This is a genomic window from Roseateles chitinivorans, assembly GCF_050632145.1.
GTDB classification, from domain to species: domain Bacteria; phylum Pseudomonadota; class Gammaproteobacteria; order Burkholderiales; family Burkholderiaceae_C; genus Roseateles; species Roseateles chitinivorans_B.
In genome coordinates, this window is record NZ_CP192577.1 from 1542485 (window position 1) to 1564491 (window position 22007).

General features: G+C 68.0%; 21 protein-coding genes and 2 pseudogenes. 12 read left to right on the forward strand and 11 right to left on the reverse strand.

All coding sequences use genetic code 11. The annotated features are described in order from the left end of the window. Nucleotides 1-35: 35 nt before the first annotated feature. From ACQ86G_RS07145 to ACQ86G_RS07160, 4 genes are read right to left on the reverse strand one after another with little or no spacing between them, the layout of a single operon-like run. On the reverse strand, nucleotides 36-1109 hold the full coding sequence (locus tag ACQ86G_RS07145; protein ID WP_088408064.1) for a sulfate/molybdate ABC transporter ATP-binding protein: 1074 nt from the start codon (nucleotides 1107-1109) through the stop codon (nucleotides 36-38). Next, nucleotides 1106-1996, reverse strand: coding sequence for a sulfate ABC transporter permease subunit CysW (cysW, locus tag ACQ86G_RS07150; RefSeq protein ID WP_431259939.1), 891 nt, complete (start codon nucleotides 1994-1996; stop codon nucleotides 1106-1108). The genes ACQ86G_RS07145 and cysW overlap by 4 nt, the downstream gene beginning before the upstream one ends. Before the next feature lies 1 nt (nucleotide 1997). Beyond that, complete coding sequence (gene cysT / locus ACQ86G_RS07155) at nucleotides 1998-2879, reverse strand: sulfate ABC transporter permease subunit CysT (RefSeq protein WP_431259940.1); 882 nt, start codon at nucleotides 2877-2879, stop codon at nucleotides 1998-2000. Between the two features lie 42 nt (nucleotides 2880-2921). Beyond that, nucleotides 2922-3914 carry a sulfate ABC transporter substrate-binding protein gene (locus ACQ86G_RS07160; RefSeq protein WP_431261356.1) on the reverse strand — a complete coding sequence of 331 codons (993 nt, stop codon included), beginning with the start codon at nucleotides 3912-3914 and terminating at the stop codon, nucleotides 2922-2924. Nucleotides 3915-4564: 650 nt separating this feature from the next. Between ACQ86G_RS07160 and ACQ86G_RS07165 the strand changes: the two are divergent. After that, nucleotides 4565-5067: pseudogene (locus ACQ86G_RS07165) on the forward strand (GAF domain-containing protein). Beyond that, the gene (locus ACQ86G_RS07170) at nucleotides 5067-5474 is read left to right on the forward strand and encodes a response regulator (protein WP_431259941.1); all 408 of its coding nucleotides are present in this window, start codon (nucleotides 5067-5069) and stop codon (nucleotides 5472-5474) included. The pseudogene ACQ86G_RS07165 and the gene ACQ86G_RS07170 overlap by 1 nt, the downstream one beginning before the upstream one ends. A 71-nt stretch (nucleotides 5475-5545) precedes the next feature. On the opposite strand, the gene ACQ86G_RS07175 is transcribed toward ACQ86G_RS07170, so the two are convergent. Next, the gene (locus ACQ86G_RS07175; protein WP_431259942.1) at nucleotides 5546-6358 is read right to left on the reverse strand and encodes a glycosyl transferase; all 813 of its coding nucleotides are present in this window, start codon (nucleotides 6356-6358) and stop codon (nucleotides 5546-5548) included. A gap of 255 nt (nucleotides 6359-6613) precedes the next feature. On the opposite strand from ACQ86G_RS07175, the gene ACQ86G_RS07180 reads away from it, so the two are divergent. The 4 genes and pseudogenes from ACQ86G_RS07180 (at nucleotide 6614) to ACQ86G_RS07195 (ending at nucleotide 10382) form a co-directional block, all read left to right on the forward strand. Then, nucleotides 6614-7567 carry a TauD/TfdA dioxygenase family protein gene (locus ACQ86G_RS07180; protein WP_431259943.1) on the forward strand — a complete coding sequence of 318 codons (954 nt, stop codon included), beginning with the start codon at nucleotides 6614-6616 and terminating at the stop codon, nucleotides 7565-7567. After that, the gene (locus tag ACQ86G_RS07185; protein ID WP_431259944.1) at nucleotides 7564-8586 is read left to right on the forward strand and encodes an ABC transporter substrate-binding protein; all 1023 of its coding nucleotides are present in this window, start codon (nucleotides 7564-7566) and stop codon (nucleotides 8584-8586) included. The genes ACQ86G_RS07180 and ACQ86G_RS07185 overlap by 4 nt, the downstream gene beginning before the upstream one ends. A gap of 2 nt (nucleotides 8587-8588) precedes the next feature. Continuing rightward, nucleotides 8589-9481, forward strand: a pseudogene (locus ACQ86G_RS07190) (ABC transporter ATP-binding protein). Between the two features lie 10 nt (nucleotides 9482-9491). Beyond that, entirely contained in the window at nucleotides 9492-10382 is an 891-nt protein-coding gene (locus ACQ86G_RS07195; RefSeq protein WP_431259945.1) for an ABC transporter permease, read from the forward strand. A 606-nt stretch (nucleotides 10383-10988) separates the two neighbouring features. On the opposite strand, the gene ACQ86G_RS07200 is transcribed toward ACQ86G_RS07195, so the two are convergent. The 4 genes from ACQ86G_RS07200 to ACQ86G_RS07215 form a co-directional block, all read right to left on the reverse strand. Continuing rightward, nucleotides 10989-11192 (reverse strand): type II toxin-antitoxin system VapB family antitoxin, encoded by a 204-nt coding sequence (locus ACQ86G_RS07200; protein WP_431259946.1) that lies wholly within the window; start codon nucleotides 11190-11192, stop codon nucleotides 10989-10991. 60 nt (nucleotides 11193-11252) lie between these two features. After that, nucleotides 11253-12047, reverse strand: coding sequence for an amino acid ABC transporter permease (locus tag ACQ86G_RS07205; RefSeq protein ID WP_431259947.1), 795 nt, complete (start codon nucleotides 12045-12047; stop codon nucleotides 11253-11255). Between the two features lie 39 nt (nucleotides 12048-12086). Then, entirely contained in the window at nucleotides 12087-12788 is a 702-nt protein-coding gene (locus ACQ86G_RS07210; protein ID WP_431259948.1) for an amino acid ABC transporter permease, read from the reverse strand. 94 nt (nucleotides 12789-12882) lie between these two features. Next, complete coding sequence (locus tag ACQ86G_RS07215) at nucleotides 12883-13719, reverse strand: ABC transporter substrate-binding protein (protein WP_431261357.1); 837 nt, start codon at nucleotides 13717-13719, stop codon at nucleotides 12883-12885. 164 nt (nucleotides 13720-13883) lie between these two features. On the opposite strand from ACQ86G_RS07215, the gene ACQ86G_RS07220 reads away from it, so the two are divergent. From ACQ86G_RS07220 to ACQ86G_RS07245, 6 genes are all read left to right on the forward strand, one after another. Then, entirely contained in the window at nucleotides 13884-14906 is a 1023-nt protein-coding gene (locus ACQ86G_RS07220) for an isopenicillin N synthase family dioxygenase (protein ID WP_431259949.1), read from the forward strand. A 188-nt stretch (nucleotides 14907-15094) separates the two neighbouring features. Then, nucleotides 15095-16471 (forward strand): pyridoxal-phosphate dependent enzyme, encoded by a 1377-nt coding sequence (locus tag ACQ86G_RS07225; protein ID WP_431259950.1) that lies wholly within the window; start codon nucleotides 15095-15097, stop codon nucleotides 16469-16471. Further along, entirely contained in the window at nucleotides 16468-17673 is a 1206-nt protein-coding gene (locus ACQ86G_RS07230; protein WP_431259951.1) for a trans-sulfuration enzyme family protein, read from the forward strand. Before ACQ86G_RS07225 ends, ACQ86G_RS07230 begins: the two co-directional genes overlap by 4 nt. A gap of 287 nt (nucleotides 17674-17960) precedes the next feature. Further along, complete coding sequence (locus ACQ86G_RS07235) at nucleotides 17961-18899, forward strand: LysR family transcriptional regulator (protein WP_431259952.1); 939 nt, start codon at nucleotides 17961-17963, stop codon at nucleotides 18897-18899. A 107-nt stretch (nucleotides 18900-19006) separates the two neighbouring features. Further along, a complete protein-coding gene (locus ACQ86G_RS07240; RefSeq protein ID WP_431259953.1) occupies nucleotides 19007-19720 on the forward strand; it encodes a Bax inhibitor-1/YccA family protein in 714 nt (237 codons plus the stop codon). A gap of 36 nt (nucleotides 19721-19756) precedes the next feature. Further along, nucleotides 19757-20164: a hypothetical protein gene (locus tag ACQ86G_RS07245; RefSeq protein WP_431259954.1), complete on the forward strand. Its 408-nt coding sequence runs from the start codon at nucleotides 19757-19759 to the stop codon at nucleotides 20162-20164. 68 nt (nucleotides 20165-20232) lie between these two features. Here ACQ86G_RS07245 and ACQ86G_RS07250 read toward each other — a convergent pair whose 3' ends face one another. After that, nucleotides 20233-20793, reverse strand: coding sequence for a GNAT family N-acetyltransferase (locus ACQ86G_RS07250; protein WP_431259955.1), 561 nt, complete (start codon nucleotides 20791-20793; stop codon nucleotides 20233-20235). 35 nt (nucleotides 20794-20828) lie between these two features. After that, nucleotides 20829-21872: a Gfo/Idh/MocA family protein gene (locus ACQ86G_RS07255; RefSeq protein ID WP_431259956.1), complete on the reverse strand. Its 1044-nt coding sequence runs from the start codon at nucleotides 21870-21872 to the stop codon at nucleotides 20829-20831. Between the last annotated feature and the right edge of the window lie 135 nt (nucleotides 21873-22007).

Sequence of the window (22007 nt, forward strand, 5' to 3'; positions counted from 1 at the left end):
GACCGCTCGCTCTTCGGCTCGTCGATCGATGTCGATCAGGCGGCCTGGTCGATGCCGAACAGGCTCAGGCGCGAGGCCTGCAGGCGCACGTGCTGGCCGGCGGACAGCTGCAGCGCCTCGGCCTGCTCGCGGCTGAGTTCCGCTTCCAGATGCTCGCCCTGGGCGCCGCGCAGCTCGACACGCGCGGCGGCGCCGAAGGCGAGGACGCGTTCGACGGTGGCGGGCAGCCCCGGCGCGTCCTGCGACGGGATGATCACCAGCTCGTGCGGACGCGCATAGGCCTGCACCAGTCCTTGCTGGGCGCCTTCGATCGAGGCGGCGGCACCCTGCGCCAGCGTCTGGTCGCCGACGCGCACGATGCCGCTGTCCACGCGGCCTTCGAAGCGGTTGACCGCGCCGAGGAAGCCGTAGACGAAGGGCGTTGCGGGACGCTGGTAGACCTCGATCGGCGAGCCGACCTGCTCCACGCGGCCGTGGTCCATCAGCACGACACGGTCGGCGACTTCCAGCGCTTCTTCCTGGTCATGCGTGACGAAGATGCTGGTGATGTGCAGCTCGTCGTGCAGACGGCGCAGCCAGCGGCGCAGTTCCTTGCGGACCTTCGCGTCCAGCGCGCCGAAGGGCTCGTCCAGCAGCAGCACGCGCGGCTCGACGGCCAGCGCGCGGGCCAGCGCGATCCGTTGGCGCTGACCGCCGGACAGCTGCGGCGGATAACGATCGGCCAGCCAGTCCAGCTGCACCAGCTGCAGCAGCTCATGCACCTTGCGCTTGATCTCCGCTTCCGGCGGACGCTGCTTGCGCGGCTTCACCCGCAGCCCGAAGGCCACGTTGTCGAACACCGTCATGTGGCGGAACAGCGCGTAATGCTGGAACACGAAGCCGACTTCGCGCTCGCGCACGTGCGTGTCCGACGCGTCGGCGCCGTCCAGCAGCACCTGGCCGCGGTCGGCCGTCTCCAGCCCCGCGATGATGCGCAGCAGCGTGGTCTTGCCGCAGCCCGACGGGCCCAGCAGCGCGGTCAGTTCGCCGGTGGGGAAGTCCAGGCTGACGTCGCCCAGCGCGGTGAAGCTGCCGAAGGACTTGTGGATGTTGCGGACCTGGATGCTCATGCTTCTTCCTTCACGACGCTGCGCGTCGCCTGCCATTCCACGAGCTGCTTGAGCCCGAGCGTCACCAGCGCCAGCAGGGCCAGCAGCGATGCGACCGCGAAGGCCGCGGCGAACTGATATTCGTTGTAGAGGATCTCGACCTGCAGCGGCAGCGTGTTGGTCTGGCCGCGGATGTGGCCCGACACCACCGACACCGCGCCGAACTCGCCGAAGGCGCGCGCGTTGCACAGGATCACGCCGTAGAGCAGGCCCCACTTGATGTTGGGCAGCGTCACATGCCAGAAGGTGCGGAAGCCGCTGGCGCCGAGCACCGTGGCCGCCTCTTCCTCGTCACGACCCTGCGCCTGCATCAGCGGGATCAGCTCCCGCGCGACGAAGGGGAAGGTCACGAACACGGTGGCCAGCACGATGCCGGGCACGGCGAAGATCACCTTGATGTCATGCGCCTGCAGCCACGGCCCGAACCAGCCCTGCGCGCCGAAGATCAGCACGTAGATCAGGCCCGCGACCACCGGCGACACCGAGAACGGCAGGTCGATCAGCGTGATCAGCAGCTGCTTGCCGCGGAAGTCGTGCTTGGTGATGGCCCAGGCGGCACTGACGCCGAAGACGATGTTCAGCGGCACCGAGATCACCGCCGCCAGCAGCGTCAGCTTGATCGCGGAGACCGCGTCCGGCTCGATCAGCGAGGCGAGGTAGGTGTCCCAGCCCTTGCGCAGCGCCTCGGTGAAGACGGCCGCCAGCGGCAGCAGCAGGAACAGGGCGAAGAAGGCCAGGCCCAGCGTCAGCAGCGTGTAGCGCACCCAGCGCTTCTCTGCCGTGGCGGGGTTGCCCTGGTAGTGGCCGGCCGAGCGGGCCCGGCCGAGCGATGCAGCGGATCCAGCCATGTCAGCGCTTCCCGTCCAGACCGTTGCGACGCAGGCTCCAGGCCTGCAGTCCGTTGATGCCCAGCAGCAGCAGGAACGAGAACACCAGCATCACGACCGCGATCGCGGTGGCGCCGACGTAGTCGTACTGCTCGAGCTTCGTGATGATCATCAGCGGGGTGATCTCGCTGACCATCGGCATGTTGCCGGCGATGAAGATGACCGAGCCGTACTCGCCGACCGCGCGCGCGAAGGCCAGGGCGAAGCCCGTCAGCAGTGCCGGCGTGAGCATCGGCAGCACCACCAGGCGGAAGGCCTGCCAGCGGTGCGCGCCCAGCGAGGCGGCGGCCTCCTCGAGCTCCGTGTCCAGGTCCTCGAGCACCGGCTGCACCGTCCGCACCACGAAGGGCAGGCCGATGAAGATCAGCGCGATCAGCACGCCCAGCGGCGTGAAGGCGACCTTGATGCCCAGCGGCTCCAGCCACTTGCCCATCCAGCCGTTGGGCGCGTAGAGGGCGGTCAGCGCGATGCCGGCGACGGCGGTCGGCAGCGCGAAGGGCAGGTCGATCAGCGCGTCCACCAGCTTCTTGCCCCAGAAGTCGTAGCGCACCAGCGACCAGGCCAGGATGAAGCCGAAGATCACGTTGATGAACGCGCCCAGCAGCGCCGCGCCGAAGCTCAGCCGGTACGAGGCCAGCACGCGCGGCGAGGTCGCCGCAGCCCAGAAGGCCTCGGCGCCGTGGCCGGCGGACTTCAGGAAGACCGCGCACAGTGGGATCAGCACCAGCAGCGAGAGGTAGAAGAGCGTGAAGCCCAGCGTCGGTGCGAAGCCGGGCAGCACGCGGCGTCGCTTGCGGGCGGGCGCGGGGGCGGCCTGCGTCGCGGGGAGCACGGCGGTGTTCATCGTCGGGTCGGGAGCTCGGGGATCAGGAACGGGAACGGACGATCAACGGCGCGCGGCCATGATCTGGTCGTAGGTGCCGCCGTCGGCGAAGTGCGTCTTGCCGACCTTGGCCCAGCCGCCCAGCGTCTGGTCGACGGTGAACAGCTTGATCGGCGCATAGCGCTTCTCATGCTTCTTGAAGATGGCGGCGTCACGCGGACGGAAGTTGTTCTGCGCGATGATTTCCTGGCCTTCCGGCGTCCACAGGAAGTCCAGATAGGCCTTGGCCAGCGCGGCGGAACCGCGCTTGGCGGCGACCTTGTCGACCACCGCGACCGGTGCGTCGGCTTCGATCGAGATGCTGGGCGCGACGACCTCGAAGTTGCCCTTGCCGAATTCGTTCTCGATGAGCTCGGCTTCCGACTCGAAGGTCAGCAGCACGTCGCCGATGCCGCGTTGCGTGAAGGTGGTCGTCGCGCCGCGGCCGCCGCCGTCCAGCACCGGCACGTTGGCCAGCACCTTGGCGACGAAGTCCTTGGCCTGCGCGTCCGTGCCGCCCTTGGCGATCACGCTGCCCCACGCGGCCAGGTAGCCGTAGCGGCCGTTGCCGGTCACCTTGGGGTTGGGGATGATCACCGAGATGCCGGGACGCGCCAGGTCGGCCCAGTCCTTGATGCCTTTCGGGTTGCCCTTGCGGACCAGGAACAGCATCGTCGAGCTGTAGGGTGCGGCGGCGTTCGGGAACTTGCTGCGCCAGTCGGCTCCGGTCAGGCCCTTCTCGGCCAGCGTGTCGACGTCGGTGGCCTGGTTCATCGTGACCACGTCGGCTTCGAGGCCGCCGATCACCGAACCGATCTGCTTGGACGAGCCGCCGTGCGACTGGTTCACCGTGATGGTCTGGCCGGTCTTGGCCTTGTACGACGCGACGAACGCCGGATTGATCTGCTTGTAGAGCTCGCGCGCCACGTCATAGGAGACGTTCAGCAGCGTCGTCGGCTGGTCGGCCGCGGTCGCCAGCATCGACGTGCCCAGCAGCGGCACCGCCGCGGCCAGCATCAGCGCCTGGCGGCGCGAAGCGGAGAACAGGGAGCGGGTGTTCTGGTGGGCGTTGTTCTGGGTCATGGCGGACAGGGCAAGCAGGCGTGGGCCGGCGACGTTGAAGGTCGGGCTGCGAAGCTTGCCAAACAGTCCTTATTCCAGGAACGATTGTTTGGGCATTTGCTTATTTCGCATAACGCATATGCGAACAAGGCAGAAGGCGCAGACGGCGCCAATACGGCAGAAGCAGAAGACAGCTGAAAAGCGCCAGGACCGCGATCGGACACCGCCGGAAGCGCCTCCCCCAAGACCCCGAGGGCGGCCCCCGGTCGCGACCTGGGCTCTCACCATGCCTTCCCGGCGGCCATACTGCCGCCGCCGGCGGGGGCGACATGGGCGCGCCCCGTGGAACGGAGTCTGGGCCGCGAAGCCTCGCATCGCCAATGCGCAATGGTCGCAAGCTGCTGCGGGACCGTCATATGCCGGGACAGGCAAGGCCTGACGCCTCCGACATCCGCGATGGCCCTTGACGGTCCGCGGTCGTTCCCCTCAAGGGCGACCCGGGTGGCGTCCTGTGGACAACTCGGATAGTCTGGTACCTCGACGGCGCGGCGGCTGTGCGGCCGCGCAGGGAGAGAACAACATCGGAAGAGCGAGGAACCGCCTCCATGATGAATGCCCCGATTCCCGACAATGAAGCCGACCGGCTCCAGGCGCTGCGCGAACTGCTGATCCTGGACACGCCGCCCGAGGAACGCTTCGATCGCATCGTCGAGTTCGCCGCCGAGGAATTCGGCGTGCCGATCGCGTTGATCAGCCTGGTCGACGACAACCGCCAGTGGTTCAAGGCGCGGTTCGGCCTGGCGGTCTGCGAGACCGACCGCAAGAGCAGCTTCTGCGGACATGCGATCCACGTCTCCGAAGTGATGGTCGTGGAGGACGCGACGCTGGATCCGCGCTTCTCGGACAACCCGATGGTGCTGGGCGATCCCAAGATCCGCTTCTATGCGGGCGCACCGCTGGAGATCCGCCCGGGGTGCGCATCGGCACCTTGTGCCTGATCGACCGGCGACGACGCACGCTGGACCCGACCGACCTGGCCATCCTGATGAGCCTGCGGGACCTGGCGGTCTCGGAGCTTCAGGGACAGACCGTCGAGGAGGGCCAGTGATGCCGGGCACACAACGACACCTGCTGCTGGTCGATCCGCATTCGCTGTTCCGCCGCACCGTCGCGATGGTGGCGCGTCAGCTGAACATCGCGGAAGTCCATGAAGCGAGCAGCCTGGAGGCTGCCCACAAGCTGCTCGAAAGCCAGCCGATGGACGGCCTGCTGCTGGACATCGGGCAGGGGCTGGATGCGCTGGCGCTGCTGCAGAGCGTGCGCGCCGGCGCGCTGCGGTGCCCGGCGGGTACGCCGGTGGCGCTGACGGCCGAAGCCTGCGACCTGTCGACGGCGCAGCTCTACAAGGAGCTGGACGTGCGGCGGATCATGCTCAAGCCGTTCAAGGTGAAGACGGCGCTGGAGGTGATCCAGGACCTGGCGAAGCCGGCGGCGGGTCCGGGCACGCCGCATTAGCCGTCCTTCCACCGCCGCTGGCCCTCACCCCTGCCCTGTCCCGCAAGCGGGAGAGGCAGAGGCAGAGGGAGTTACTCGACCCAGTGCTGCGCCACCCACGGCGGCGGCAGCACGAAGCTGCGCAGGTGGCGCCAGCGATGCTTCACGCCGCCGGCGAATGCGGCGCGGAAGTGGTCCCACGGCTTCTCGTGCGGCGGATCCTGCGTGTTCCAGCGCCCGAGCATCACGTCCGCCGGATTCGGGCCACCGGGGAAGGTCACGATGCGCGCGCCCGAGGGCAGGCGCGCCGGCTTGAAGTAGCGCAGCGGGAACGCCGGCAGGCAGTGCAGGCGGAAGTGCCGCGTCCACAGGTGCGGCCAGAACTTGATGCCGCCCGGCACCGAGGCGGTCACCCAGTGCTGCTCGAAGCCGTGCTTGTCCGCGACACCCTGCGGGTTGGCGCGGAAGTTCTCGATGATGTGCGGGTACTTGCCGATCGGGAAGCGGAACACCGAGGTCTGGCCCAGGCGTTGCATCGGCTTGGCCCAGTTGCGGGCCAGGATCACGTCGTCCGGGTTGCCGTGCGAGAAGTAGCCGTCGATGTTGTCGACGACCACCGAGTCCAGGTCGACGAACAGCACCGGGCCCGACAGGCCGGTCTTCTCGCCCATGTCGGCGCTCCACATCACCAGCTTGCGCCACTTGCCCATCGACTTCTTGGGCCACTCGCAGCCGAGTTCCGGCAGATCGTAGGCGTCGACCTCGGGGCGCAGGCCTTCCGCGTTGTCGGTCAGGCAGACCAGGCGGAACTCGCCGGTGATGTGCCGACGCAGCATGCCGTACAGGCGGTTGACGTATTCAGGGCCGTACGCGGTTCCCCACTTGACGCAGATGACTTGTTTCACGGGGCTACTGCTCCTCTGGTTGTTATCCCTACTTCCTTCAGGGAAGCACATCACTATACGCATGCACTTGTAAACAGATTGCAAACGGGATATTCCGCCCGATGACGCATGGCACCTAGGGATTGCGTGGTGTTCGCCCATTCGGGCGATCCATGGATCGGGGCCGGTTCGACGGGTCCGTTATTCGGTTTCCGCGCTTGGACATGCCGTCCGCTTCGTTCCGGCGAGGAAGGTCGGTGCCTAGAGTCGGCGACCATGACAGCCCTCGCCCCGCCCCTTTCCACCGCGGTTCCCGCCCCGGCATCCCGCCTGGCCGGGGCCGCTGCGACCGGCGCGTACGCCGACGCGCCGTCCCAGCAGTTCGAGATCAACGCCTTCGATGAGCCGCTCGGCGCCGAGGTCGTGGGGCTGGACCTGACGCGTCCGCTGAATGACGCCGACTTCGCGCGTCTGCACCGCGCGCATCTGGATCACCACGTGCTGGTGTTCCGCGATCAGCGCATCACGCCGGCCGAGCACATCGCGTTCAGCCGCCGCTGGGGGCCGTTGCAGATCCACGTGCTGCGCAACTTCCAGCTGGCGGGCCATCCGGAGATCCTGCAGGTGTCCAACGTGCGCGACGCGCAGGGACAGCCGGTCGGACTGGGCGACGCGGGCCAGTACTGGCACTCGGACCTCTCGTACAAGGAACGTCCGAGCCTGGGCTCGCTGCTGCATGCGCAGGAGCTGCCGTCGGAAGGTGGCGACACGCTTTTCGCCAATCAGCATCACGCCTACGACGGCCTGCCGCTGGCACTGAAGACGGCGATCGCCGGCAAGCGTGCCGAGCACAGCTACCTCGCGAAGTACGAGGAACTGCGCGCGCGCAACCCGTGGCGCCCGAAGCTCACGCCTGAACAGATCGCCGAAGTGAAGCCCGCGTCGCAGCCGATCGTGCGCACGCATCCGGAGACGGGCCGCCGCGCGCTCTTCGTCAGCGAGCACTTCACGACGCGTGTCCTCGATGTGCCCGAGGACGAGAGCCGCGACCTGCTCGCCCAGCTCTTCGAGCACAGCAGCCGCAAGAGCATCGTGTACCGCCACCAGTGGCTGCCGCACGACCTCGTGTTCTGGGACAACCGCTCGCTGCTGCATCTCGCCACCGGCTGCCCCGATCACCTGCGCCGACACCTCTATCGCACCACCATCGAAGGCGACATCCCCGCATGAAACCCCACTGCCCCGCTCTCCTGAAATCCCTGCTCACGGGCGCGCTGGCGGCCGGGCTGTCGCTGTCGACGCTCTCCGCGCACGCGGAAGGCAAGATCCGCATCGCCGAGCAGTTCGGCATCGTCTACCTGCTGCTCAACGTCGCGCAGGACCAGCAGCTGATCGAGAAACACGGCAAGGCCGCGGGCGTCGACATCCAGGTCGAGCGCGTGCAGCTCTCCGGCGGCCCGGCGATCAACGAGGCGCTGCTGTCCGGCAGCATCGACATCGCCGGAGCGGGCGTCGGTCCGCTGCTGACGCTGTGGGACAAGACGCAGGGCAAGCAGAACGTGCGCGGCATCGCGTCGCTGGGCAACTTCCCGTACTACCTGACCAGCAGCAATCCCGCCGTCAAGAGCATCGACGACTTCGGCGACAAGGACCGCATCGCGTTGCCGGCGGTGGGCGTGTCGGTGCAGTCGCGCATCCTGCAGCTGGCCTCGGCCAAGCGCTGGGGCGACGCGCAGTTCAACAAGCTGGACCGTTTGCAGGTCGCGTTGCCGCATCCGGAAGCGACGGCGGCGTTGATCAAGGGCGGCACCGAGATCAATGCGCACTTCGGCAATCCGCCGTTCCAGGAGCAGGGCCTGGCGGGCAACCCGAACGTCCACATCGTGCTGAACAGCTACGAGGTGCTGGGCGGTCCGGCGTCGGCGACGGTGCTGTACACGACGGAGAAGTTCCGGCGCGACAACCCGAAGACCTACAAGGCCTTCATCGGCGCGCTGGCCGAGGCGGCGGACTTCATCTCGAAGAACCCGGAGCGCTCGGCGGACATCTACATCAAGAACGAGAACTCGAAGGTGCCCAAGGAGCTGCTGCTCAAGGTGATCAAGAACCCGGAAGTGCAGTTCAAGATCACGCCGCAGAACACCTTCGCGCTGGCGACATTCATGCATCGCATCGGCGCGATCAAGAACAAGCCGGCGTCGGCGAAGGATTACTTCTTCGACGACCCGCACAACGCGGCCGGCAGTTGAGCATGAGCGCGGTGCTGGAGCAGCTCGACTCGGTGCCCGCCTGCGAGGCGTGCGACGGCGCGGCAGGTTCGCTCCCGCAGGAGCGCCAGGCGCGCTTGCGGGTCGACGGCGTCAGCCTCGACTACAAGAGCGATCGCGGCGTGGTCCGTGCGACGCATCGCGTCGGATTCGACGTGCTGCCGTCGGAACGTTTCGTGTTGCTCGGCGCATCGGGCTGCGGGAAGTCCTCGCTGCTGAAGGCGGTCGGCGGCTTCGTCACGCCGGCGGAGGGACGCATCCTGGTCGACGGCAAGCCGGTCAGCGGACCGGGGCCGGACCGCATCGCGGTGTTCCAGGAATTCGATCAGTTGCCGCCTTGGAAGACGGTGCTGGAGAACGTCGCGTTCCCGCTGATCGCGTCGGGCTCGGCGTCGCGCAAGCAGGCGCTGGAACGTGCGCGGGACTGGTTGTCCCGCGTGGGGCTGAGCGACTTCGCGTCGGCGTATCCGCACCAGCTGTCCGGGGGATGAAGCAGCGCGTCGCGATCGCGCGTGCGTTGGCGATGAAGCCGCGCGTGCTGCTGATGGACGAGCCGTTCGCGGCGCTCGATGCGCTGACGCGCCGGCGGATGCAGGACGAGCTGCTCGCGCTGTGGGAACAGGAGCGCTTCACGCTGCTCTTCGTGACGCACTCGATCGAGGAAGCGCTGATCGTGGGGCATCGCGTGCTGGTGCTGTCGCCGCATCCGGGACGGGTGCGCGCCGAGCTGAACGCGCAAGGCCTGACACCGGCGCAGCGTGCCGCGCAGGCGCAACGCATCGAGCATCTGCTCTTCGGCGATGAGCCGATCGCGGAGTCGACGGCTGCGGCCGAAGCCACCGCGGCGGCAGCCTCCGCCGCAGTGGCCCTGAACTGAGGATTCATCGATGACCGTCACCGTGCTGCCGACGCAGCGGCCGCTCGATCCGCCCCTGCGCGCGGAGCGTGAGGAAGCGCTCGCCGATTACGTGCCCGTTCAGGTGGCGTCGACGCCGCTGTGGCGTCGCGCGCTGGACTCGAGCGCCTGGCGCCAGGCTGCGCTGCTGGCGCTGCTGGCCACGCTCTGGGAAGTCGCTGCGCGCGCGGCGGACAACGATCTGTTGTTCCCCTCGTTCGTCTCCGCGGCGCGGGCGCTCTGGGAAGGTTTGTACGGCGGCGAACTGCTGGTGCGCGCGGGGATTTCTCTGAAGCTGCTGCTGCAGGGTTATGCGCTGGGGGTGGTGCTCGCGCTCGGACTGACCGCGCTGGCGACCTCGTCGCGCTGGGGTCGGGACTTGCTGTCGAGCCTGACGGCGATGTTCAACCCGCTGCCGGCGATCGCCTTGCTGCCGCTGGCGCTGCTGTGGTTCGGGCTGGGATCGGGGAGCCTGATCTTCGTGCTCGTGCACGCGGTGCTCTGGCCGCTGGCCTTGGCGGCATCGGCAGGTTTCTCGTCCGTGCCGGAGACCCTGCGCATGGCGGGTCGCAACTACGGACTCACGGGACCGCGCTACGTCGCGCAGATCCTGCTGCCGGCGGCGCTGCCGTCGATCTTGTCAGGCCTGCGCGTCGGCTGGGCCTTCGCGTGGCGGACCCTGATCGCCGCCGAACTGTTCTTCGGCGCGTCCTCCGGCCAGGGCGGCCTGGGCTGGTACATCTTCCAGAACCGCAACGAACTGCAGACCGATCGCGTCTTCGCAGGCCTGGCTTTGGTCATCCTGATCGGCTGGCTCGTCGAGCGCCTGGTCTTCAGCACCATCGAGAAGGCGACGGTCACGCGGTGGGGCATGCAGCGGTGAGCAAGCAACGGTGATCGCCGGCCAGTTCTCGGTGGCGCGTCTTCGTAGGCAACACCGAGTTGCCGTGCCAGTGCCGCTAGGCGCCGGTCGGCAGCCCATAGAAGCGCCCCTGGCGTCTTGAGTGTTGAGGCAAGCAGTCCGATGTCCACCAGGCCGCAGCCCTTTCCGTAAATCCTTTCCTTCTCGATCAAATCAATCACCTCCTGAATGTCCACAGGCGCGCTGTGATTCAGGTGCTCGACCCTGGCCAAGGATTTGGAGCGAGGTTCCGGCAGGCTTCCGCATCGTAGTTCCCCGAGGATCAGGGGATGAGAAAGCGCAGCTCCCTTGGTTAGCAGGTGCAGAAGCGATGCATCGCTTTGGCGGAAATGGTCGATCCAGACGGAGGTATCGATGAGCACTTTCATGGCTACAGATCTGAAGGATCTTCGGGGTCCTGCCGCCGACGGGGAATGTGAGGCAGATTGGGCGCGATTCCGCCCATCTCGCAGAGGGCTGCCTGTGCTTGATAGGCAATGAAAGTGCGCAGGACGACGTTGATGAAATTTTGCCTGTCTACAGGCTGATCCGCGACGGCCAATGCGCGTCGGTAGAGGACTCGATCGATCATGCCGGCGCCCCCGCAAGTTCGGCAAACGCGCAACGGCACTTAATGTCCTGCAGGTCGGGTGCGCGGCCGCCGAGATCGGCCAATCGGTGCGCCGCCTGTATGGCGATGTAGGTCTTCATCGCGAGCGTCACCATCTCCTCGGGACTCATTGGCGAGTCGGAGAGTTGGAGCGCTCGATGGTAGAGGGTGAGGTCAAGCATGATCGTCCGTTCACGCATTCGATTTCGGAGCCGCTAGCTTGATCCCATCACCCGCTCCCGTCACTGACTGGTTCTTGTGCTCCTTGCCAGCGCGCTCACTGGATTCCGTAGTCCCCCTCGCATGAATGCGTGGAACCGATCGATCGCCGAGGGCGCGGTGACAGGTGTTGCGCGCTGTCGGCTGCTTCTCCGCTCGACCGCGTGCGCGAGTCGCGACAGCCCGAAGCACATCACGAAGTAGCACCCGGCCAGCATCCCGTACACCGCCACCGGCTGCACCAGCACCTGCGCGTTGACCTGGCCGGCGATGAAGGAGAGCTCGGACAGCCCGATGATCGTGCCCAGCGACGTCTCCTTGATCGTCGAGGCGAACTGGTTGACCAGCGAGGGCAGCATGTGGCGCAGCGCCTGCGGCAGCAGCACCAGCCGCAAGGACTGGCCCCGCGACATGCCCAGCGCCTCCGCGGCCAGGCGCTGTCCCGATGGCAGCGACTGCAGGCCGGCGCGCACGATCTCCGCCAGGTAGGCGGCGTCGAAGATCACCAGCGCCGCCAGCATCGTGTTGAACTGGTCCGTCTTGTGACCGGTCACCGCCGGCAGGAAGAAGTAGGCCCAGAACACCACCATCAGCAGCGGCGTGCCGCGCACGACGTAGACCAGCGCGGTCACCGGCCAGCGCAGCCAGACGCGGCGGCTCACGCGCGCGACGCCGAGCAGCACGCCCAGCGGCAGGGCCAGCAGCAGCCCCAGCGCCGCCAACACCACCGTCAGCGCCAGTCCGCCGAGCGGTCCGTTCGGGTACTGCCCCACCAGCACGTAGAGCCAGTAGGTGTCGATCATCTCGGCGATGCTCATCGCGATGCGCTCCTCGTGCTCCAGGTCATCACGATCGCCTCAATGGCCGGCCGGCCGCACTGGATACCGCCGCTGGTACAGCACGCCCGCGCCGGTGATCAGCATCGAGACGCCCAGGTAGGTCGCCGTCGCCATCGCGAAGGTCTCGAAGCCGCGGAAGGTCGCGGACTCCACGCGCTGCGCCTGGTACATGAGTTCAGCCGCGCCGACTACCGTCGCGATGCTGGTGTTCTTCCAGAGGTTCAGCGTCTGAGAGATCAACGGCGGGACCGTCGCGCGCAGCGCCTGTGGGAGCACGACCCATCGCACCGATCCGGCGAAGCGCAGGCCCATCGACTTCGCGGCTTCCCATTGCCCCGGCGGCACCGACCGCAGCCCGGAGCGCACGTCCTCGGCCATGAAGGCCGCCGTGTAGACCACCAGCGCGGCGAGCGCCGCCGCGGCCTCGACGTTGCCGGCGTAGAGCCACGCCTTCACGCCGTCGGGCAGCAGCTCCGGCACTGCGAAATACCAGAACAGCATGTGCGCCAGCAGCGGCACGTTGCGCACGGCTTCGACGTAGGTCCAGGCCAGCGCGCGCAGCGGCGGGAACGGCGCCAGGCGGGCGAGCGCGATCAGCGTGCCGAGCGGCAGCGCGATCACCAGCGCGAGCACCGTCAGCGTCAGCGACAGCCGCACGCCGGCCAGCAGCCAGTCGAGGAACTGCCCTTGCAGCAGCACCGAAAAATCGAGATGAGGCATGGAATCAACGCGTCCCAGAATAAACAACGCCCCGGCCGAAGCCGGGGCGTGCTCGCATCGGATGACAAGGTAGATCAGTTCATCTGGGTCGTGCTCAGCCCTCCACTTGGTCGCTATCGATCTTGAAGCTGCGCGTCTGGAACTTCAGACGCGTAGCCGGTCCGTACCACTTGTTGAACAGCTGCTCGGCGGTGCCGTTGGCCTCGAGCTCGCGCAGCGCGCCGTCCACCTGCGCCTTCAACTTGGTTTCGCCCTTGCGCAGGCCCAGCGCCAGCGGTTCGACGCTGAGGTTGGCCGACAGGATCTCGTACTGCGACGCCGCCGGGCCGAGCTTGGCGTACTGGTCCAGCAGCGACACCTCGTCGTTGACGAACGCCACGCCCTTGCCCTGCTGCAGCGCCTGGAAGGCCTGCGGTCCGGTGTCGAAGGTGACGACGTCGACCGACGGGACGGCCTTGCGGACGTTGGGCTCCTGCGTGCCGCCCTTGATGGTCACGACCTTCTTGCCGGCCAGCTGGTTCAGCGCCTTGATGCCGCTGTCCTTCTTGACCAGCACCTTCTGGCCGGTGACGAAGGTGGTCAGCGAGAAGTCGATCACCGCCTCGCGTTCCTTGTTGTGCGTGAGGCTCGCGGCCAGCACATCCACGTGGCCCTGCTGCAGCTCGGGGATGCGCGCCGCGACCGCCAGCTGCTTCAGGCGCAGCTTCACGCCGAGCTTCTGCGCGACCGCCTTCGCCAGGTCGACCTCGTAGCCGACGATCTCGCGCGTCTTCGGATCGATGAAGCTGTTGGGCTCGTCGGTGCCGAGCACGCCCACCACGAGCTCGCCCTTCTTCTTGATGTCGTCCAGCTGGTCCGCATGGGCGATGCCCAGCATGGCGGCCGAGGTGGCGATCACGAGCAGGGCGCGGCGGGTCACGGTCAGGGTCATGGCGTCGGTGTCCTTGTGGGAGCGGTGGTTCACGATGGACATCAGCTTAGGAACGCCGGGCTTCACGCGGAACGAACGGATGGGCATATGCATGCGCGGCTTTCGCACGTCCCCTCACCGTCCCCTTCATCGACTCGGATTCGCGCTTGCGGCATGCTCAAGGCATGAGCCTCCTCCACGACCGCGTGCCCGTCATCGACATCTCCGGCCTGCACGACCCGGCGACCGGCGATCCGGCCTCGCCTGGCGGCCGTCTTGCGGCCGTGCAGATCGGCGAGGCCTGTCGCGCGCATGGCTTCTTCTACGTGAGCCATCACGGGGTCGATCCCGCGTTGATCGAGCGGCTCGACCGGTTGGCACGTGTGTTCTTCGCGCTGCCCGAGGAGCAGAAGCAACGCTGGCCGATGACCGACGGCGGTCGCGCCTGGCGCGGCTACTTCAGCGCCGGCGGCGAGTTGACCTCGGGACGTCCGGACTGGAAGGAAGGGCTGTACCTCGGTGCTGAGTTGCCGCCGGAAGATCCGCGCGTGCTCGCCGGCACGCCGCTGCACGGCGCCAACCTCTGGCCCGACGTGCCGGGATTGAGGGACACGGTGCTCGAGTACCTTGCCGCGGTGACCGCGGTGGGCCAGCGCGTGCTGGGCGGCATCGCGCTCAGCCTCGATCTGCCGCCGGCCTACTTCCTGACGCACGCCACCGCGGACCCGCTGGTGCTGCTGCGGCTCTTCAACTATCCCGTCGTGCCGGAAGCGGCCGAGGTCGATGCCCCGTGGGGCGTCGGCGAGCACACCGACTACGGCCTGCTCACGCTGCTCTACCAGGACGACAGCGGCGGGCTGGAAGTCCACGGCCGCCGCGGCTGGATCGAGGCGCCGCCGATGCCCGGCACCTTCGTCTGCAACATCGGCGACATGCTGGACCGCATGACCGCCGGGCTCTACCGCAGCACGCCGCATCGCGTGAAGCTCAATCGCGGCCTGCACGACCGGCTGTCCGTACCGCTGTTCCTCGATCCGTCCTTCACCAGTCGCGTCCAGCCGATCCCCGGCCTGCCGCCGGCCGAGGACGACAGCGCGTCGCGCTGGGATGCCAGCAACCTCCACGTCTTCGCCGGCACCTACGGCGAGTACCTGATGGGCAAGGTCGGCAAGGTGTTCCCGGAACTCGGCGCGTCGGTGCTGCCGTGAGGATGGTGGTCGCTCATGCCATCCGCGGATAAGCTGCTGCGACAACCGCGCTTGGAAGCCATCGCTTCCAGCGGATAACCTACGCGGTTTGCCCGCGCCCGGCACCACCCCCGCCGGACGCGTCGCCCGACCATCCCACCAGGATCACAAGGAGCGCCCATGAGTGCCAAGGAGACCTCTTCCACCCCGTGCAGCTGCCGCCCGAGCGCCCTGCCGTGCTGGACCTGATCGGCAACACGCCGCTGGTCCCCGTGCACCGGCTCGACACCGGCCCCTGCCAGCTGTTCCTGAAGCTCGAATCGCAGAACCCCGGCGGCTCGATCAAGGACCGCATCGGCCTGTCGATGATCGAGGCCGCCGAGCGCGACGGCCTGCTGCCGCCCGGCGGCACCGTCGTCGAGGCGACCGCCGGCAACACCGGCCTCGGGCTCGCGCTGGTCGCGCGGGCGAAGGGCTACCGCGTCGTGCTGGTCGTGCCGGACAAGATGTCCGCCGAGAAGGTGCTGCAGCTCAAGGCGCTGGGCGCCGAGGTCCACATCACGCGCTCCGACGTGGGCAAGGGCCATCCCGACTACTACCAGGACCGCGCCGCGCGCCTGGTCCAGGACATCCCCGGCGCCTGGTACGCCGACCAGTTCAACAACCCCAACAACCCGCTGGCCCACGAGACCACGACCGGTCCCGAGATCTGGCAGCAGGTCGGCCACCGCATCGACGCGCTGGTCTGTGGCGTCGGCTCCGGCGGCACGATCACCGGCCTGTCGCGCTTCTTCGCCAAGGTGCGCCCGGGGCTGGATGTGGTGCTGGCCGATCCGGCGGGATCGATCCTCAAGGACTTCATCGAGACCGGCAGCTTCGGCGAGGCCGGCTCCTGGGCCGTCGAAGGTATCGGCGAGGACTTCATCCCGCCGATCGCCGACCTGAGCGGCGTGCGCCACGCCTACTCGATCACCGACCAGGAAAGCTTCGCCACCGCGCGCGACCTGTACCGCGCCGAAGGCATCCTGGCCGGCTCCTCGACCGGCACGCTGCTGGCCGCGGCGCTGAAGTACTGCCGCGCGCAGACCACGCCCAAGCGCGTCGTCACGCTGGTCTGCGACACCGGCACCCGTTACCTGTCCAAGGTCTACAACGACCCGTGGATGTTCGACCAGGGCCTGCTCAAGCGCGCCACCAAGGGCGACCTGCGCGACCTGATCGCGCGCCTGCCCGAGGACGGCGCCGTCATCAGCGTCAGCCCGGAGGACACGCTGGCGACCGCCTTCTCCCGCATGCGCCAGGCCGAGGTCTCGCAGCTGCCGGTGCTGAAGGACGGCAAGCTGGTCGGCCTGCTCGACGAGTCCGACCTGCTCGCCCAGATGCACATGGACGCGCGCCACTTCAAGGACAGCGTGGACAGCGCGATGAGTCATGATGTGCAGACCCTGCCTCCCGGCGCGCCGCTGTCCGACCTGATCGCGCAGCTGCGCAAGGGCCTGGTGGCCGTGATCGCCGACGATCACGCCTTCCACGGCCTCGTCACCCGTTTCGATCTCTTGAACCACCTGCGAAAGGGCTTGTCATGAGCCACGACTCCGACCAAGACAGCAAGCATTCCCACGGCGCCGACCTGCGTTTCGACACGCGCGCCATCCACGGCGGCCAGCATCCCGATCCGACGACCGGCGCGGTGATGCCGCCGATCTACGCGACCTCGACCTACCGCCAGCAGAGCCCCGGCGTGCACCAGGGCTACGAATACGGCCGCACGCACAACCCGACCCGCCAGGCCTACGAGCGCGCGATCGCCAGCCTGGAAGGCGGCGTGCAGGGCTACGCCTTCTCGTCGGGCCTGGCCGCGATGGCCACGATCCTGGACACGCTGGATGCCGGCTCGCACATCGTCGCCGGCGATGACCTCTACGGCGGCAGCTACCGCCTGTTCGAGCGCGTGCGCAAGCGCAGCGCCGGCCTGCAGGTCACCTACGTCGACAGCAGCAAGCCGGAGAACGTCCGCGCCGCGCTGCGTCCCGAGACGAAGATGATCTGGATCGAGACGCCCAGCAACCCGCTGCTGACGCTGACCGACCTGGCCGCCGTGGCGAAGATCGCGCGCGAGCACGGCGCGCTGGCCATCGCGGACAACACCTTCGCCAGCCCCTGGTCGCAGCGCCCGCTGGAGCTGGGCTTCGACGCGGTGATGCACTCCGCCACCAAGTACCTGAACGGCCATAGCGATGTGATCTCGGGCGTGGTGGTGGTCGGCGGCGAGCAGCGCCAGGCGGCGCTGCGCGAGCAGCTCGAGTTCCTGCACAACGCCGTCGGCTCGATCGCCGGCCCGTTCGACAGCTTCCTCGCGCTGCGCGGACTGAAGACGCTGGCGCTGCGCATGGCGCGCCACAACGAGAGCGCGCTGGAACTCGCCGGCTGGCTGGAATCGCAACCCAAGGTGCGCCGCGTCTACTACCCCGGCCTGGAAAGCCATCCGCAGCTCGCGCTGGCCAAGCGCCAGATGCGCGGCGGCGGCGGGATGATCAGCATCCAGCTCGGCACCGACCTGGCCGGCGCACGCCGCTTCCTGGAGCGGGTGCAGATCTTCTCGCTGGCGGAGAGCCTGGGTGGCGTCGAGAGCCTGATCTCGCTGCCCGCGCTGATGACGCATGCGTCCATCCCGGTCGAGACGCGCAACCGGCTCGGCATCACCGATTCGCTGGTGCGGATCTCCGCCGGCATCGAGGACATCGAAGACCTGCGTGACGACCTGAAGGCGGGCCTCGCCGCCATCTGAGGACGCCGATCCGACGAGTCCTCCGGGACTTCTTGAACGCGCCGGGGCCGGGAGGCCTGCGGCGCGTTCTGCTTTTCCGAACTGCAATCCGCACAAGAAACGAAGTGAGGCGTGAAGAATGCGTGAAGATATGCGCGTCAACCGCGCGCTGAACTGAACCGCCAGGGGCATGGACTCCACCTGACCGGGTCGACAAGCTGTCGGAAAAACCTTCGCTTGGATCGTCTTAACTTCCGTTTAAGCGAAGTTCGTTATCATCCCGGTTCGTCTTTTTCGGAGGCCCCGCCATGTCCACCCTCAACTACCGTCACCTCCACTACTTCTGGGTCGTCGCCAAGGAGGGCGGCTTCGCCCGGGCGGCCGACCGCCTGGGCATGGCGGTGCAGACGATCAGCGCGCAGGTGCGGGAGCTGGAGCGCTCGCTGGGCCACCAGCTGCTCAAGCCCGAAGGCCGCGGCCTGGTGCTGACCGAGGCCGGCCAGGCCGCGTTCGCCCGCGCGGAGGAGATCTTCCAGATCGGCCAGATGGTGCCCAACGAGGTCCACGAGGCCGCCACGCAGCGCGTGCAGCGCCTGTCGGTGGGCCTGTCCGACGGCCTGTCGAAGCTGGCCGCACACGCGCTGCTGGCGCCGGTGCTCGATACGCCGCAACTGCGCCTCGTGTGCCACGAGGGCGAGGTCGACCAGCTGATCGGCGAACTCGCGCTGCATCACCTGGATCTGGTGCTCACCGACCAGCCCGCGCCGGTCAACCCGACGCTGCGCATCACCAGCCAGTTGCTGGCGAGCACCACGGTGGACTGGTACGGCCCGGCCGAACTGATCGAGCGTGCCAAGCGCGCGCCGAACAAGGGCTTCCCGTACGTCCTCGAGACGCTGCCGGTGCTGCTGCCGACCCGCCACGCCTCGCTGCGCTCGGGCCTGGAGCGCTGGTTCGAACAGCATCACATCCGCCCGCAGATCGTCGGCGAGTTCGAGGACAGCGCGCTGATGAGCGTCTTCGCCGCGCGCGGCCTGGGCGTGTTCCCGGTCAGCCGCCTGGGCGCCGACGACCTGTCGCTGATGGCCGGCCTGCACCTGCTGGGCCAGACCGAGGTGGTCGAGGACGTGCACGCGATCTACTCGCGCCGGGGTCAGAACCACCCGCTGGTGGCCAAGCTGCTGGAGCGTCGCGCCACCCCCATCAATCTCAACGAGCTGGAGACGGAAATTGCTTCAGCAAAATGAGCAATAAGCAGGTTTATTCGATGTGACGATCGCGTTAAGGTCAATCCCCAAACGCGTGTGATCACGCTTCACGTCCAACGGCTCCCTCGGATCCAAGGAGAACCTTCATGAGCGACTTCCAACGACAGCCGGCGTCCCCGTCGGCCTGGACGCCCGCCACCGCCAACGGCGGCGATTCAGTCTTCACCCAGCGCGCCGACGTGGCGCGCGTGCTGCGCAACACCTACGCGCTGCTGTCGATGACGCTGCTGTTCAGCGGCGCCGTCGCGGCCGCCGCGGTCGCGTACCGGCTGCCCGCGCCGGGCATGATCATCACGCTGATCGGCTACTTCGGCCTGCTGTTCGCGATCCACAAGACGCAGAACAGCGCCGCCTCGGTGCCGCTGGTGTTCGCGCTGACCGGCTTCATGGGCTACACGCTGGGGCCCTTGCTCGGCGCGATCCTGAAGATGGCCGGCGGCGCCAGCATCATCGCCATGGCGATGGGCACCACCGGCGCGACCTTCCTGGTGCTGTCAGCCTACGTGCTGGCGACCAAGAAGGACTTCAGCTTCATGGGCGGCTTCCTGTTCGCCGGCATGATCATCGCGATCCTCGCGTCGCTGGCCAACCTGTTCTTCCAGCTGCCGATGCTGTCGGTGGTGGTCTCGGGCGTCGTCGCGCTGCTGTCGGCCGGCATGATCCTGTTCCACACCAGCATGATCGTGAACGGCGGCGAGCGGAACTACGTGATGGCCACGGTCAGCCTGTTCGTCTCGCTGTTCAACCTGTTCACCAGCCTGCTGAGCATCTTCGGCTTCGCCGGCTCCAGCGACGACTGAACGGACCGGTCCTGAGCGATTGAGGCGAGGCACACGATGAAGACCTTCCTGTGGTCCGTGACCGGGCTGTTCGCGCTGATCTGGAGCGGACTGGCCTGGGCCACGGCGGGCCTGGTGCGCTGGACGGTGGAGGCCCTCTCCACCGGCCGCGCGGCCGAGCTCGGCAAGAGCGCGGTGGAGTTCAAGTTCCCCGCCTGGCTGGAACCCTTCCTCGACACCGGTCTGCTGGAGGCCGTGCAAGGCGTCGTGCAATGGCTGCTGGAGATGGCCGGCACCGGCGCGCCGATGGCGGGTTCGGCGATCGGCTGGCTCGTGCCGGTGGTCTGGGTGACCTGGGCCTTCGGGTTGACGGTGCTGCTCGTGATCGCGCTGGTGCTCCATCACCTGATCAAGCGCCTGCCGAGTGCCGGCACGACCGGACCTCGCGCGGCGGCATTGCGCTGAACCGGGCCGGCGACACCAACCTCGACATCGACCGAACGACGAGGCGCCCCAGGGCGCCTCTTCTCTTTTCACGCGCCCGCAGGCAGCGCAACGAGGAAACGATAGAGGCAGCACTCGTCCTCGTGGAGGGTGCGGACCTCCCGGGTGATCTCGCCGGCTGCCCGGCTGCGGATCACGCCGGGCCAGAACTGCGCCGCCGGCGTGTTGGCCATCAGGTGATAGACCTCCCAGCGCCCCGGAAACCGCGCCAGCACTTCTCCCGCCGCGCGCGCCGCCAGGCCGTGGCCGCGGTAGCCGCGCGCCAGGAAGAAATAGCCCATGTTGTGGTCCGAGTCGGGTTGCTCGCACTCCCTGTCGACCACTGCGAAACCGGCGAGCTCGTCGCCGACCCAGATCAGGAACGGATGCACGTCGTCCTGTGCCCAGTAGGGCGCCTTGGGTCGCAGCTGATAACGACCTTCATGCGCGAACGCCACCGGCGTCCATTCGCTCAGGTCGTAGTTGTAGAACTGCATGAGGTTCTCGATGCGCGGCAGATCGTCGGGCGCCGCGCGCTCGATCCTCAGGGCCGGACTGTCCGGCAGCGGGACCGGGATCGAGTCGTCGAAGTCGGAAGGTCTTGTCTCCATCGTCGCTTTCTTCGGTCGTTTTCTTGCGGCGCTCTTCAGGCGCTGTTGGGGAACGCATCGTCGAACGGCGATCTCACGCCCGCCAGCGCGCGGATGCGGTCCATCCACCCGAGCACCGCCAGCGTCTCCGCATGCGGCACCACGGGGCTCTCGATCTCGCCGGCGCGCGCGCAGCGCATCGTCTCGCGGATCTCGTTCTCGAAGCCGTTGATCTCGAACGGGCGCGCGATCGTCTCGCCCGGGCCCTGTGCCGGCAGCCACTGGGCACGCGTCGCTTCCCAGAAGGTCTCGGGCAGCACGATCGCGCCCGCCTCGCCGAGGATGTGCATCGTGTTCGGCGCGAAGGTGTCGATGGCGCACTGGAACTGCGACGTCAGCCCATCGCCGAAGTCGAGCGTCACCGCCAGCCCCGCATCCACACCGGTCGGCGCGAGCCGGGCCTTCACCGCCAGGTCCACCAGCGGCGGCACCTCGCCGAGCGCGTGCTGCAGCACCCAGCGCGTCGCGGTGAGGTTGTAGATGCCGACGTCCAGCAACGCGCCGCCCGCGAGCGCGGGGCTGAAGATGCGGCTGTCGGGGTCGTAGGGCGCGGGGAAGCAGAAGCTCGATTGCATGCCGCGCAGCGCGCCGAGGCGGCCGTCGCGCAGCCAGGCCGCCAGGTCCTGGTACAGCGGCAGGAAGCGCGTCCATACCGCCTCCATCAGGAAGGTCTGATGCGTGCGCGAGGCCTGCACCAGGCGACGCCCCATCTCCTGGTTCGGCACCAGCGACTTCTCGCAGAGCACGGCCTTGCCGGCCTGGAGCGCGGCGAGGACGTACTCGTAGTGCTGGCCGTGCGGCGTCGCGACGTAGACGCCGTCGACGTCGGGATCGTTCATCACCGCGGCGGGGTCGGTGTGGGCGAGCACCGCGGGCTCGCCGGGTCGGGACCAGCGTTCGGCGAAGGCGGACGCGCGTTGCGCGTCGCGGCCGCAGACCGCGTGGAGGCGGCAGCCGACGAGCTGCGCGACCGCCTCGGCGAAGCGGTGCGCGATCGAGCCGGGGCCGATGACGGCCCAGTGGAAGGTGCGTTCGGACATGAGCGGTGATGCTAATCGGACAGACCCGCCACCGACGGCCGAGCGACCCGGAACGCGGGGCTCTCAGGGTTGTCCCGGGTCGGGTTCTCCACGGGGCGGACGGCGCCCATGGCATTCGGCTTCAAGGGGCGCTTC